The sequence below is a fragment of the Streptomyces sp. NPDC012510 genome, assembly GCF_042955065.1.
Classification (GTDB): domain Bacteria; phylum Actinomycetota; class Actinomycetes; order Streptomycetales; family Streptomycetaceae; genus Streptomyces.
The window spans coordinates 71,451-83,665 of record NZ_JBIBEN010000006.1 but is presented as its reverse complement, the minus strand read 5'-3'; the positions used below and the strand labels follow the sequence as shown (position 1 = coordinate 83,665).

Annotated in this window: 18 protein-coding genes; 14 read left to right on the top strand and 4 right to left on the bottom strand. The window is 69.6% G+C overall.

Annotated elements, in window-relative coordinates:
• Nucleotides 1–79 precede the first annotated feature (79 nt).
• On the top strand, nucleotides 80–703 hold the full coding sequence (locus ACFY9I_RS13005) for a rhomboid family intramembrane serine protease (RefSeq protein ID WP_391000623.1): 624 nt from the start codon (nucleotides 80–82) through the stop codon (nucleotides 701–703).
• Here ACFY9I_RS13005 and ACFY9I_RS13000 read toward each other — a convergent pair.
• The 3 genes from ACFY9I_RS13000 to ACFY9I_RS12990 are packed head-to-tail and all read right to left on the bottom strand — an operon-like array spanning nucleotide 693 to nucleotide 3,670.
• Nucleotides 693–1,265 (bottom strand): Uma2 family endonuclease, encoded by a 573-nt coding sequence (locus tag ACFY9I_RS13000; RefSeq protein WP_391000620.1) that lies wholly within the window; start codon nucleotides 1,263–1,265, stop codon nucleotides 693–695. The two genes, ACFY9I_RS13005 and ACFY9I_RS13000, sit on opposite strands and share 11 nt — an antisense overlap.
• 45 nt (nucleotides 1,266–1,310) lie before the next feature.
• On the bottom strand, nucleotides 1,311–2,216 hold the full coding sequence (gene mqnP, locus ACFY9I_RS12995; protein WP_391000617.1) for a menaquinone biosynthesis prenyltransferase MqnP: 906 nt from the start codon (nucleotides 2,214–2,216) through the stop codon (nucleotides 1,311–1,313).
• Nucleotides 2,213–3,670, bottom strand: coding sequence for a menaquinone biosynthesis decarboxylase (locus tag ACFY9I_RS12990; protein WP_391000614.1), 1,458 nt, complete (start codon nucleotides 3,668–3,670; stop codon nucleotides 2,213–2,215). Before ACFY9I_RS12990 ends, mqnP begins: the two co-directional genes overlap by 4 nt.
• A gap of 119 nt (nucleotides 3,671–3,789) precedes the next feature.
• On the opposite strand from ACFY9I_RS12990, the gene ACFY9I_RS12985 reads away from it, so the two are divergent.
• Complete coding sequence (locus tag ACFY9I_RS12985) at nucleotides 3,790–4,263, top strand: PLDc N-terminal domain-containing protein (protein ID WP_391000611.1); 474 nt, start codon at nucleotides 3,790–3,792, stop codon at nucleotides 4,261–4,263.
• Between the two features lie 45 nt (nucleotides 4,264–4,308).
• Here the strand turns inward: ACFY9I_RS12985 and ACFY9I_RS12980 are convergent, their stop codons facing one another.
• Complete coding sequence (locus ACFY9I_RS12980; RefSeq protein WP_391000608.1) at nucleotides 4,309–4,638, bottom strand: ArsR/SmtB family transcription factor; 330 nt, start codon at nucleotides 4,636–4,638, stop codon at nucleotides 4,309–4,311.
• 123 nt (nucleotides 4,639–4,761) lie between these two features.
• Here ACFY9I_RS12980 and ACFY9I_RS12975 point away from each other — a divergent pair, with 123 nt between their 5' ends.
• The 12 genes from ACFY9I_RS12975 (at nucleotide 4,762) to ACFY9I_RS12920 (ending at nucleotide 12,166) form a co-directional block, all read left to right on the top strand.
• On the top strand, nucleotides 4,762–5,766 hold the full coding sequence (locus ACFY9I_RS12975) for a zinc-binding dehydrogenase (protein WP_391000605.1): 1,005 nt from the start codon (nucleotides 4,762–4,764) through the stop codon (nucleotides 5,764–5,766).
• On the top strand, nucleotides 5,763–6,101 hold the full coding sequence (locus ACFY9I_RS12970) for a nucleotidyltransferase domain-containing protein (protein WP_391000602.1): 339 nt from the start codon (nucleotides 5,763–5,765) through the stop codon (nucleotides 6,099–6,101). Before ACFY9I_RS12975 ends, ACFY9I_RS12970 begins: the two co-directional genes overlap by 4 nt.
• A gap of 37 nt (nucleotides 6,102–6,138) precedes the next feature.
• Complete coding sequence (locus tag ACFY9I_RS12965; protein ID WP_391001435.1) at nucleotides 6,139–6,462, top strand: gas vesicle protein GvpO; 324 nt, start codon at nucleotides 6,139–6,141, stop codon at nucleotides 6,460–6,462.
• Between the two features lie 106 nt (nucleotides 6,463–6,568).
• The gene (locus ACFY9I_RS12960) at nucleotides 6,569–7,015 is read left to right on the top strand and encodes a gas vesicle protein GvpJ (RefSeq protein ID WP_391001433.1); all 447 of its coding nucleotides are present in this window, start codon (nucleotides 6,569–6,571) and stop codon (nucleotides 7,013–7,015) included.
• Between the two features lie 8 nt (nucleotides 7,016–7,023).
• The gene (locus ACFY9I_RS12955; protein ID WP_391000599.1) at nucleotides 7,024–7,737 is read left to right on the top strand and encodes a GvpL/GvpF family gas vesicle protein; all 714 of its coding nucleotides are present in this window, start codon (nucleotides 7,024–7,026) and stop codon (nucleotides 7,735–7,737) included.
• 28 nt (nucleotides 7,738–7,765) lie between these two features.
• Nucleotides 7,766–8,029, top strand: coding sequence for a gas vesicle protein GvpG (locus ACFY9I_RS12950; protein ID WP_391000596.1), 264 nt, complete (start codon nucleotides 7,766–7,768; stop codon nucleotides 8,027–8,029).
• Between the two features lie 46 nt (nucleotides 8,030–8,075).
• Nucleotides 8,076–8,690: an ABC transporter substrate-binding protein gene (locus tag ACFY9I_RS12945; protein ID WP_391000593.1), complete on the top strand. Its 615-nt coding sequence runs from the start codon at nucleotides 8,076–8,078 to the stop codon at nucleotides 8,688–8,690.
• Complete coding sequence (locus ACFY9I_RS12940) at nucleotides 8,683–9,915, top strand: SRPBCC family protein (RefSeq protein WP_391000591.1); 1,233 nt, start codon at nucleotides 8,683–8,685, stop codon at nucleotides 9,913–9,915. Before ACFY9I_RS12945 ends, ACFY9I_RS12940 begins: the two co-directional genes overlap by 8 nt.
• Nucleotides 9,912–10,400: a gas vesicle protein GvpJ gene (locus ACFY9I_RS12935; RefSeq protein WP_391000588.1), complete on the top strand. Its 489-nt coding sequence runs from the start codon at nucleotides 9,912–9,914 to the stop codon at nucleotides 10,398–10,400. Before ACFY9I_RS12940 ends, ACFY9I_RS12935 begins: the two co-directional genes overlap by 4 nt.
• Nucleotides 10,387–10,692 carry a gas vesicle protein GvpJ gene (locus ACFY9I_RS12930; protein WP_391000585.1) on the top strand — a complete coding sequence of 102 codons (306 nt, stop codon included), beginning with the start codon at nucleotides 10,387–10,389 and terminating at the stop codon, nucleotides 10,690–10,692. Before ACFY9I_RS12935 ends, ACFY9I_RS12930 begins: the two co-directional genes overlap by 14 nt.
• Complete coding sequence (locus ACFY9I_RS12925) at nucleotides 10,670–11,083, top strand: gas vesicle protein GvpK (RefSeq protein WP_391000582.1); 414 nt, start codon at nucleotides 10,670–10,672, stop codon at nucleotides 11,081–11,083. Before ACFY9I_RS12930 ends, ACFY9I_RS12925 begins: the two co-directional genes overlap by 23 nt.
• Nucleotides 11,084–11,206: 123 nt before the next feature.
• Nucleotides 11,207–12,166, top strand: coding sequence for a 2-oxoglutarate and iron-dependent oxygenase domain-containing protein (locus ACFY9I_RS12920; RefSeq protein ID WP_391000579.1), 960 nt, complete (start codon nucleotides 11,207–11,209; stop codon nucleotides 12,164–12,166).
• The last annotated feature ends 49 nt before the right edge of the window (nucleotides 12,167–12,215 follow it).

Here is a 12,215-nt window from a genome sequence, read left to right as displayed (position 1 = left end):
GGCGCCGCGCGGCGGGAACCGGCCAAGGGGGCCCGGCCGTTTCCACGAAGGACGTGTGAGGTCGGGACGGGGGTTCGACATGGCAGGTGGAGTGCGCGGGACGCTGGGTCCCGAGCGGCAGTGGTCGCGCGGGGACCGCGCGAAGGCGGCGGCCAAGCTGATGGTGGGCTGGGTGGCGCTGCTGTGGATCCTTGAGGTCGTCGACGTGGCGACCGGCAATGCCCTGGACGACTTCGGGGTCGTGCCGCGTTCGGTGCCCGAGCTGGTCGATGTCGTGCCCGCCTCGTTCATCCATTTCGGCTTCGGCCATGTCGCGGCGAACAGCGTGCCGTTGCTGGTGCTGGGGTTCCTCGCGGCGCTCGGCGGGCTGCGGCGCTTCGCCGCCGTCTGCGCGCTGATCATCGTCGCGGACGGGCTGGGGGTGTGGCTCATATCCCCCGACAACACGAACACCGCCGGTGCCTCCGGCGTCGTCTTCGGACTCTTCGGGTTCCTCGTCGTCAGCGGGTTCGTCGAGCGCCGGCTGCTGGGGGTGGCGGTGGGTGTCCTGGTCGCGGCGGTCTGGGGCGGCTCGATCCTCGCGGGCATCGCGCCGAACGAGACCGGCATCAGCTGGCAGGGGCATCTGATCGGGCTGGTGGCGGGGGTGGTTGCAGCGTTCGTGTTCCGCCGCCGCGCACCCCGCACGGCGCTCACCGCCTAGAGCGCGCCTTCGGGTCCACGGGGAGGCGTGCGGTGGCGATCGTGAGCTTGCCGAGCGGAGTGTCGAGGGTCAGGTCAGGGCCGTAGGGGATGGTGTCGCGGCCCTGGTAGCCGCCAGGGCCGGGGTTCCACATCATGACGGCGTGGCCCTGGAGCGGGTCCAGGATCACGTAGTGGGTGATGCCCAGGGAGGCATACCGGCGGGGCTTGATCTCGTAGTCACGGCGGATGCTTTCCGGCGACACCACTTCGGCCACGAACTCGATCAGGTCGGCGGGATACGCGCTGCGGTTCTCCGCCTCCGCCTCCGCCGGGATGACCGCGATGTCCGGGCAGAACTCGTTGGCATCGTCAAAGGGGAACGCCACATCACTCACCAGCGCCCAGTCCGGCGGAAGCTGATCCTCCAGGTCCGTCGACACCCTCAGGATCGTCTTCCCGTGGAACGGCCTGACCGGGTTCATCACGATGCTGCCCTCGACAATCTCCGTCAGATAGCCGGGGAACATGTCCTCCAGCCTGCTGAGCTGCGAGTGCAGGCGGTCAATGCCCGAGACGGTCATGCTGGCCTCCCTGGGATCCTGCCCTCGATGGTAGGCCGACGGTAATCAGAGGGTCAGACCCCGAACCAGAAGATCCAGCAGCGCACACACGAACAGGGCAATGCCGATGAACCCGTTGACCGAGAAGAACGCGCGGTTCAGGCGGGACAGGTCGTGCGGGCGCACGATCGTGTGCTCGTACACGAACGCGCCCGCGACGATCGCCAGCCCCAGCCACAGGAACGCGCCCGCGTCGGTGAGGAGCGCGTACCAGACGAACAGGGCCGTCGTGAGCACGTGGCAGGCCCGTGCCGCCCAGATCGCCGCCGGGATGCCGAAGCGGGCCGGGACCGACAGCACGCCGGACTCGCGGTCGGAGTCGACGTCCTGGCAGGCGTAGATGAGGTCGAAGCCGCCGATCCAGATGCCGACGGCGAGTCCGAGGACGACCGCTTCCCAGGACCAGGAACCCGTGATCGCGAGCCAGCCGCCGACCGGGCCCATGGCCTGGGCGAGGGCCAGGATCGCCTGCGGGTAGTTCGTGAAGCGTTTGCCGTAGGGGTAGACCACCATCGGGATCACCGCGATGGGGGCCAGGGCGAGGCAGAGCGGGTTCAGCAGCGCCGCCGAGCCGAGGAAGACGACGAGGGCGATCAGCGCGCCCGTCCAGGCGTGCCTGACCGACATCGCGCCGGTCACCAGCTCGCGGTGCGCCGTGCGCGGGTTCCGCGCGTCGATCTCGCGGTCGATGATCCGGTTGACCGCCATCGCGAACGTGCGCAGGCCCACCATGCAGATGGTGACCAGGAGCAGCCGGACCCAGTGGATATTGCCGTCCAGCTGGAACATGGCCGTGAGCGAGGCGATGTACGCGAAGGGCAGCGCGAAGATCGAGTGTTCGATCATCACGAGGCGGAGGAACGCCTTGGTACGGCCCGGTTGCTGCGGGATCGCCGCCGATGCGCTGGTCACAGGCCGTACTCCTTCCAGCGGCGGTCGACGAGCGCGGCCGTGGCCGGGTCCGACTCGACCATGTCCGGCCAGCCCCCGTCTCGCGTGTAGCCCTCCTCGATCCACTTCTTCGTGGCGTCGATGCCCGCCTTGCCGCCCCAGAACTGCTGGTAGGAGGCGTGGTCCAGATGGTCCACCGGGCCCTCGACGATCGAGAGGTCGCGGGCGTAGTCCGTGTTGCCGAGCGCGCGCCAGGCGACCTCGTGCAGGTCGTGGACGTCGCAGTCGGAGTCCACCACCACGATCAGCTTGGTCAGGGACATCATGTGGGCGCCCCAGATCGCGTGCATGACCTTCTGGGCGTGCTTGGGGTACTTCTTGTCGATCGAGATGATCGCGCAGTTGTGGAAGCCGCCCGCCTCGGGGAGGTGGTAGTCCACGATGTCCGGGACGATGATCTTGAGGAGGGGGAGGAAGAAGCGTTCCGTCGCCCGTCCCAGCGGTCCGTCCTCGGTCGGCGGCCGACCGACCACGATCGACTGGAGCAGCGGCCGCTTCCGCATCGTCACGCAGTCGATCTTCAGCGCGGGGAACGGTTCCTGCGGGGTGTAGAAGCCGGTGTGGTCGCCGAACGGGCCCTCGGGGAGCATCTCGCCGGGCTCCAGCCAGCCCTCGATCACGACCTCGGCGTTCGCCGGCACCTGCAGTGGCACCGTCTTGCAGTCGACCATCTCGATCCGCTTGCCCGCGACGAACCCGGCGAACAGGTACTCGTCGATGTCACCGGGGAGCGGGGCGGTGGAGGCGTACGTCACGGCGGGCGGGCAGCCGAAGGCGATGGCGACCGGCAGTCGCTCGCCGCGCTTGGCGGCCACCTGGTAGTGGTTGCGGCTGTCCTTGTGGATCTGCCAGTGCATACCGATGGTGCGCTTGTCGTGACGCTGGAGGCGGTAGAGGCCGAGGTTGCGTACGCCGGTCTCGGGGTGCTTGGTGTGGGTGAGCCCCAGGTTGAAGAAGGAACCGCCGTCCTTGGGCCAGGTGAACAGCGCGGGCAGCCGGTCCAGGTCCACCTCGTCGCCCTGGAGGACCACCTCCTGCACGGGCGCGCTGTCCGCCTTCACCCTCTTCGGCGGGACGTGGGCCATCGCACCGAGCTTGCCGAACGCCTCGCGCACGCCCACGAAGCCCTGGGGCAGTTCGGGCTTGAGCAGGCCGCCGATCTTCTCGCTGATCTCGCCGTACGACTTCAGACCGAGGGCCTTCAGCAGGCGGCGGTCGGTGCCGAAGACGTTCATCGCGAGGGGCATCGCGGAGCCCTTCACGTTTTCGAAGAGCAGGGCGGGGCCGCCGGCCTTGTTGACCCGGTCGACGATCTCCCCGACCTCCAGGTAGGGGTTGACTTCGGCCTTGATGCGCTTGAGATCGCCCTCGCGCTCCAGTGCGCGGAGCAGGGAGCGAAGATCGTCGTAAGCCATGGGGACAAGTATCCCCGAGGGGCTACCCTGACCCCGTCACGGGGCCCGGCGCACGGCCCCGCCGTCACTTCCAGGGGGCCGGTAGACGCGGCCCGCTACCGCTTCCAGGGGGCTGTTCCATGCTCAGGGTGTTGATGTACCTCGTGCCGTTGGCGCTGACGATCTACGCGTTCATCGACTGCCTCAACACCCCCGAGGACGAGGCGAAGCACCTGCCGAAGATCGCCTGGGTCTTCATCATCCTGCTCTTCTGGATCGTGGGCCCGATCGCCTGGCTCGTCGCCGGCAAGCTCCGCCACGCTCCGGCGGGCGGCCGCACCCCCTCCGAGTGGCACCGCAGCCACCACACGCAGTACGTCGCCCCCGACGACAACCCCGAGTTCCTGAAGTCCCTCGCCGAGGACAACAAGAAGGACGAGTCCCTGCTCAAGAGCTGGGAGGCCGATCTGCGACGCCGCGAGGAGGAGTTGAAGCGGCAGGAGGAGCAGAAGCCGGGCAAGGGGAACCCGGGAGGCAGCGGGGACACGGGTGACACGGGTGACACGGGTGACACGGGTGAGGGCAGGAGCCCGAAGGACGGCGGGGAGAAGTAGGGACGGCGGGGAGAAGGACAGACAGCGGGGAGAAGGAGCGGCGCGTCAGTCCTCGCGCAGGACGAGGGCGAGCAGACCGGGGAAGCGGGCGTCGAACTCCTCGCGGCGCAGGCGGTTGACGCGCTTGGCGCCCTCGTCGCGCTGTTCGACGAGCCCGGCGCCCCGCAGTACGGAGAAGTGGTGGCTGAGGGCGGCCTTGCCGACGGGCACGTCGAAGCTGCCGCAGGCGCGCGTCCACACCGGGGAGCCCGCCAACTCCCGTACGAGCGCGATGCGTACGGGATCGGCCAGCGCCGCGAGGGCGGTGAGGACCGGGACGTCGTCGGGATGGGTGTGTTCCGGGGCGGTCCGGTGACCGGTGCCGTGCTGGGCCATGGCCGACTCCTCCGTACTGCCTGCGGCTGCCTGTGCTGCCGACGCCTCCTTGCCGACTGTTCGATGAAAATCATACACTCGCGAGTGTTCGCTTTTCATCGAACAATCGAAGGGGAGTCCGGCATGCGCGCGATCGAGTTCCAGGAGTACGGCGCCCCCGAGGTCCTGCAGGTGGTGGAGGCGGAGGCCCTCGAACCCGGACCCGGACAGGTCAGCATCCAGGTGGCGTACGCGGGGGTGAACTTCGCCGATCTGAAGGCGCGCGCCGAGGGCTACCGGGTCGAGGCGCTGCCTTACCGCCCCGGCCTCGAGGTCTCCGGGCGGATACGGGCGCTCGGTGAGGGCGTGGAGGGGCTGAGCGTGGGACAGCGGGTGGCCGCGCTGACCGACGCCGGAGCGTACGCGGAGGTCGTGGTGGCCGACGCGGTCACGGTCTTCCCGCTGCCGCAGGGCGTCGACCTCCGTACGGGCGCCACGTTGCCCACCGTGCTGCCGACGGCGTACGCGCTCGTGCACACGGTGGGGAGGCTGGGGGCCGGTGAGACCGTGCTCGTCCAGGGCGCGGCGGGTGGCATCGGCACGGCGGCGGGGCAGTTGGCCAGGGCGGCGGGCGCCGGTGCGGTGTACGGGGTCGTGTCGGACGGGGGCAAGGCCAAGCACGCGCTGGGCCATGGCTACGACGAGGTCTTCGCCGGCACGGACGCCGGGTTCTTCGCGGACGAGGTGCGCGCCGCGACCGGCGGTCGGGGCGTCGACCTGGTCCTCGACCCCGTCGGCGGTGACACCCTCCGCGCCGGGCTCGCCTCCCTCGCCCCCTTCGGTCGCCTGGTCTCCTTCGGCAACGCGAGCGGTGAGGATCCGTGGACCGTGGGCCAGCCCGAGCTGTACCCCCGGGGCCTGACCGTCTCCGGCTTCTCGATCATCGCCCTCGCCGGGTCGGCCCCGTCGGAGTTCCGGGCCCTCGCCGAGCGGGCCTTCGCCACGGTCGTCGACGGGGCCGTGCGCCTGCCCGTGACCGCCGAGTTCGACCTGGCGGACGCGGCGGAGGCCCACCGGCTGATGGGAACACGCAAGAGCGTGGGGAAGCTGTTGCTGCGGGTGGGTGGCGAGGGGGAAGGAACCATGTGAGCCTGCGTCGAGTGATGACGGCTGAAGAGGTGCTGCGCGTGCTGAGCGTGCTGCGGCGGGCCGGGATCGAGGTCTGGGTCGGTGAAGGGGGTGAGCGCCCGTTCACCTACCCCTCCTCCTGCTTCGTGACGGGCACCGTCGACGGAACGACGGTGTCCTGCCTCTCCGCCGAGCAGCAGGCCCACTTCCACCAGGGGTACCTACCTGGCCTCGGGTCCGCCGACCTGGCCTTCCCCTGGCGCCTCGGCCCGGACTTCCTCCCCGTCGCGCGCCGACCGCACGCACATCTCAGAGGAAGGCGGGACCGATCGGCTGAAGAGTGGCATATGCCGTGAATGAGGCCGATGATGGAAGAAGGCTAGGAAGGTGATGATGACTAACGGCCAGGAGTCGGAGAAGCGTCGTTCCTCACGGCGGGAAGCCGCCGAGGAGCGGATCTCCGCGCCCGAGGCCATGCGGAGTGCGATCGAGCAGCTCACTCAGCTACTGGGCCGCGCTCCCGAGTCTGTTTCCGCGCTGAAGCCGACCGACGAGGGCTGGGAGGCCCAGGTCGAGGTCCTGGAGCTGGAGCGCATCCCGCAGACGACCAGTGTGATGGCCGGCTACCGGGTGGTTCTGGACCCCGTGGGCAATCTGCTGGCGTACGAACGCGGACGCCGGTACACCCGCGCGCAGGTCGACCGGGGATCCCGCTGAGCCGCCGCGACCGCGGCCGCCGCTGAATCCTGAACGGCTGCCGCCGTAGCCACGCTCGCAACCCCTGTCGTACGGCTTCCCTCATCGAAGGGAAGACATCGTGACTGTGGTGCCGCAGGGCGAGGGTGGCGCCGTAGCCGCCCGTGGCGGCGGCTCGGGCAACCTCTACGACGTGCTGGAACTCGTCCTCGACCGGGGCCTGGTCATCGACGCGTTCGTACGGGTCTCCCTGGTCGGCATCGAGATCCTGAAGATCGACGCTCGGGTCGTGGTGGCCAGCGTCGACACATACCTGCGCTTCGCCGAGGCGTGCAACCGGCTGGACCTGGAATCGGGCCGCAAAGCTCCCTCCCAGCTCACGGACATCGTCGGGAACACCGTCGAGTCGGGCGCCCGGGGCAAGAGCAAGGGGACCCTCACGGGCGCGGTCCAGGCCGTCACCGAGTCGCTGCAGAAGGGGCGCGGGGACGACGAGGAGTCCGGACACGAGAGGCAGCGCGTGCGCTCCGAGCGGGGCGCGAGCCGCCGTTCCTCCAGAGAGCGTGAGGAGTGAGCGACCCGATGTCGGTGTACGTGTACGCGATCACCAAGGCGGAACATCCGCTGGGCCTGGACGACGTCAAGGGCGTCGGTGAGGATCCCGCGGAACTGCACGCGGTCAACGGCGACGATCTGAGCGCCGTCGTCAGCGAGGCCCCCGCGGACCTGTCGGTCAGCCGCCGTGACGTCGAGGCGCACCACGACGTCCAGGAACGGCTGTGGGCCGACGGCGCCATCCTGCCGATGAGCTTCGGCTTCGTCGCCCCGGACGAGGCCGCCGTCGAAGCCCTGCTGCGGGAGCGGGCCGAGGCGTTCTCACAGCGCCTCGACGAGCTCACCGGGCGCGCGGAGTTCAACGTCAAGGGCGTACACGACGAGGACGCCCTCCTGCGCTCCATCCTGACGGAGTCCTCACGGGCCCGTGAGCTGAACGACGCGATCCGCGAGGGCGGCGGGACGTACGAGGATCGCCTCGCCCTCGGCGAGCTGGTGGCACAGGAGGTGCAGGCCAGGGAGGAGGCGCTGGGGCAGGAGGTCCTCGCCACGCTCCGGCCGTACAGCCTGGACGAGCGGCTCTCCCCCGCGTCCCAGCAGTACTTCGTGAACGCCTCCTTCCTGGTGGAAGGCGAGCGGTCCGAGGAGTTCGCCGAGGCGGGCGGGGAGCTGGCCGAGGCCCTGGGAGAGGGGGTGAATCTGCGGCTGCGCGGCCCGCTGCCGCCGTACAGCTTCGTCTGACCTCTCACACACCCGAGGAGGCGATGTGGTGGGACTGGTCGGGACCATTCTGTCGTTGCCGTTCGCTCCTGTGCGGGGCGTCGGCTGGGTGGTCGACAAGGTGAGACAGGCCGCGGAGGACGAGTACTACGACCCGGGTCCCATCCAGGAGGAGCTGGTGAACCTGGAACAGGCGCGGATCGAGGGACGCGTCGACGAGGAGGAGTTCGCGCGGCGCGAGGAGGAGCTGCTGCACCGCCTGCAGGAGATCAGCGCCTACCGGCTCCAGCAGGGCGCGCAGCCTGGTCCGTGACCGCGTGGGCACGGAAGGAAGCGTGGACACGGAAAGAGACAGGATCATGAAGAACGGCACGATTGGCGCGGCCGTCCTCGGCGGTTATCTGCTGGGGCGGACAAAGAAGGGCAAGCTCGCCCTCAGCCTCGGCGCGGCGCTGGCCGGATCCCGGGTCAGGCCCGGGCAGGTCGGCAAGGCACTCGATTCCCCGTTCCTCGGCAACATCACCCGCCAGGTGCGTACGGAGCTGACGGACGCGGGCAAGGCGGCGGCCACCTCCGTACTGACCGCGAAGGCCGACCACCTCGCCGGAACCCTGCACGAACGCACCGTGGGACTGCGGGAACGGGCCGAGGGCACCGGCGCGCAGGGCGAGGTCGAGGACGAGGACGAGCAGGACCAGCAGGACCAGCAGGACCAGCAGGACCAGCAGGACGAGCAGGACGAGCAGGACGAGCAGGACGCGAACGGCGAGCAGGACACGAACGGCGAGGCTCGTTCTGGGTCTGGGGCTGGGTCAGGGTCAGGGTCAGGGTCTGGGTCTGGGTCTGGGTCTGGGTCTGGTCGGAAGGGTGAAGCGGGGGCGAAGAGCGCGGCGCGGCCGAAGAAGAAGACCGCCACCGCTACCCGCGCCAAGAGCGGCAGTGGCTCACCGTCGAGGAGGCAGGACGATGGCTGAGGGCAGAACGGAGCAAGGCGGCTCGGCGGGTACCGGCACCCTCAGCAGGACACGCGAGGAAGCCAGCCAGAACGGGGGCACGAACCGGCTGAAGGAAGAGCTGGAGGACTACATCGAGGCACGGCTGTCCTTGATGCTCCAGAACGTGGGCCACGGGCTGGGTGAGGGGGCGCGCCGGCTGGGCGACATGAGCGCGGGGACGCTGACCTCTACCGCGTCCCACGCCAAGGACGCCCTGGTGGACAAGGCGAAGGACGCCACCGGCATGGCGAAGGACGCTGTCACCGACAAGGCCAAGGACCTCACCGGCAAGAAGAAGCGCGGCAAGCCCCCGGCGGGCGGCGGCAAGGGGCACACCATCATCGAGGACATCGACGTGGGTGTGCCGGTACGCGAGGCGTACGACCAGTGGACGCAGTTCCGGGAGTTCCAGCGGTTCGCCAAGGGCGTGGTCGGCGTCGAGCAGGTGGACGACGTCATGACCAACTGGCACGTCAAGGTCGCCAAGGTGAACCGGCGTTGGCGCGGCACCATCACGGAACAGGTGCCCGACGAGCGGCTCGTCTGGACCTCCGAGGGCGAGAAGGCCACCACGAGGGGCGTCGTCACCTTCCACCCGCTGGGCGAGAACCTCACCAAGGTGCTCCTCGTCCTGGAGTACTTCCCCAAGGGAGTCGTCGAGAGGGTGGGCGGTCTGTTCCGAGCCCAGGGCCGCCGCGCGCGCCTCGACCTCAAGCTCTACCGCACGTTCGTGATGACACGGGGCGAGGCCACCGGGGGCTGGCGCGGGGAGATCCGCGACGGCGAGGTCCAGGAACCGGAGGCAGCCGACGAGGATCGGGACGAGGGCGAGGACGGCGAGCCGGAGGGCCCCGAGGAGACCGAAGACCGGCGTGAGGACGACAAGGACGCGGCGGACGAGTACGACGATGACGAAGAGGACCTCGAGGAGGACGAGGAAGACGAGGAGGACGAGGACGAGAACGAGCCCACGGACAAAACCGAGGCCGACGACGAAACCGAGGCCGACGACGACACCGCGGACGACGAGGACGAGGACAACTACGGCTCCGAGGCCGGCGAAGGGCGGGATGCCTCGGACGACGTAGCCGATGCCGACGAAGAGGAAGACGAGGGAGAGGAGAGACAGGACGAGGACGAGGAGGAGGAAGACGGAGACGGCGAGGACGAAGGGCGGGAGAAGGCGGGGTCGAGTGAACCGTGACCCAGCCCGGCTCCTCCCCCGTTCCCTCGCCGTCGCGGAGCCCCTATCCGTACGACCGGGGCTCCAGCGCGAACCTGGCCGACATCCTCGAACGGGTCCTCGACAAGGGCATCGTCATCGTCGGTGACATCAAGATCAACCTTCTCGACATCGAACTCCTGACCATCAAGCTGCGCCTCCTGGTGGCCTCGGTGGACAAGGCCAAGGAGATGGGCATCGACTGGTGGGAGCACGACCCGGCCCTCTCCTCCCGTGCGTCCCGCCCCGACAACCGACGCTCCCTCGCCGACGAGAACGAGCGTCTGCGCGCCGAGGTGAAGCAGTTGCGCAAGCGCGTCAAGGAGTCCCCGCCGGAACTGTCGAGCCGCACCGAGCCCCGTACGACGGTGGAGCCTCGTACGACAGAGGCCCGTAGCGCGCAGGCGGAGCCCCGACGCAAGCGGCGCAAGGCGGTGAACGCCGAGGAGGACGATGACCGGGGCTGAGAGTGACGCGGGGTTCGACGACTACGACCGCCCGATCAGCGGGACGCAGGTCGCACTGATCGACCTGCTCGACCGGCTGCTGAGCGGCGGTGTCGTCCTCACCGGAGACCTCGTCCTCAGCATCGCGGACATCGATCTGGTGCGGGTGTCGCTGCGGGCGGTGATCGTCGCCGTCCGCGAGGAGATGGAGGAGCAGTGGGCGCTCGCCCTCCCCGAGGGAACGCACCCGGCCCCCGAGCGGACGCACCCGGTGGAAGGAGAGGGCGGCCATGGCGACGACGCCCATGCCTGAGGGTCCGCACGCCGACCGTCTCCGTGAGGTGGCCGAGGCCGCGACCCGCGCGTTCTCGCTGCTGCCCGCGCGCCCGGAAGACGTCCCGGCGCCGCCCACCGACCAGGGCGGATCCGTGGCCCGCCGCCTCCGCACCGACCCGGACAACGTCGAACGGGACCTCGTCCGCCTCGTCCTCACCATTGTGGAACTGCTCCGCCAGCTCATGGAACGGCAGGCCCTGCACCGCGTGGACCACGGCGGTCTGACCGAGGAACAGGAGGAACGCCTGGGCATGACCCTGATGGTCCTCCACGACCGCATGACCGAACTCTGCGACCACTACGGCCTCACCCTGGAAGACCTCAACCTGGACCTGGGCCCCCTGGGCCCCCTCCTCCCGCCCCCGTAGGGGCGCGGGAAACTGCGCGATCACCCCTCACCGAACCCGCACAGGCGCCCAAGGGGGTCGAAGGGGCGCAGCCCCTTGAGGATGGGACGGGTAGGGGCGGCGGGGGCGAGGAAAACCTGAACCATGGACCGCATCCCCACCATCGACCTGCACCCCTGGCGAGCCGGCACCCCCGAGACCCGCACCACCATCGCCCGCACCGTCGACAGCGCACTGCAGACCGCCGGCTTCCTCCTGGTCACCGGCCACGGCGTGTCCCCCACCCTCCGGACCCGCATCCGCGAGGCCGCCCGCACCTTCTTCACACTCCCCACCGAGGCCAAACGGCCGTACGAGGTGAAGGTCGGCGGACGCGGCTGGCTCGGCCCCGGCGCCGAGGCGAACGGCTACTCGGAGGGCACGGAGACACCCCCGGACCTCAAGGAGTCGCTGACGTTCGCGACCCACGAGCCGTTCGACGACCCGGCGGTGAACGCCGAGTGGTACCGACCGAACGTCTGGCCGACCGAAGTACCGGAGCTCCAGCCCCTCTGCGAGGAGTACCTGGCACGGATGGGCGAGCTGGAGAACGAGCTGCTCTCCCTCCTCGGTGAGGCCCTCGGCCTGGAACCGGACTTCTTCTCCCGGCACATGAGCCACCCGACCTACGGCTTCAACATCAACTGGTACCCGGGCAGGGAGGTCGTCGGCGACCCGGTGCCGGGCCAGTTCCGGATCGGCCCGCACACCGACTTCGGCACGGTCACGATCCTCGACCGGCAGGCCGGGAAGGGCGGGCTCCAGGTGTACACGGACGAGGGCGGCTGGGAGGACGCGCCGTTCGACCCGGCCGCCTTCACCATCAACATCGGCGACCTGATGGCCCGTTGGACCGGTGACCGCTGGCGTTCCGGCCGCCACCGGGTGCTGCCGCCCCCGGCCGACGAGCCCGCCGAGGAACTGATGTCACTGGTCTACTTCGGCGAATGCACCCCCGGCACGATCGTCGAGTCCGTACGGGCGCCGGTCGGCCGGGTGGCGTACCCACCGGTGGACTCGCACACGTACCTGCGAGCCCAACTGGACTCGATCACCGTGACCTGAACCGACCCGGCCGACAGCCCCTCTTGTATCGAGGGTTTGACACAACATC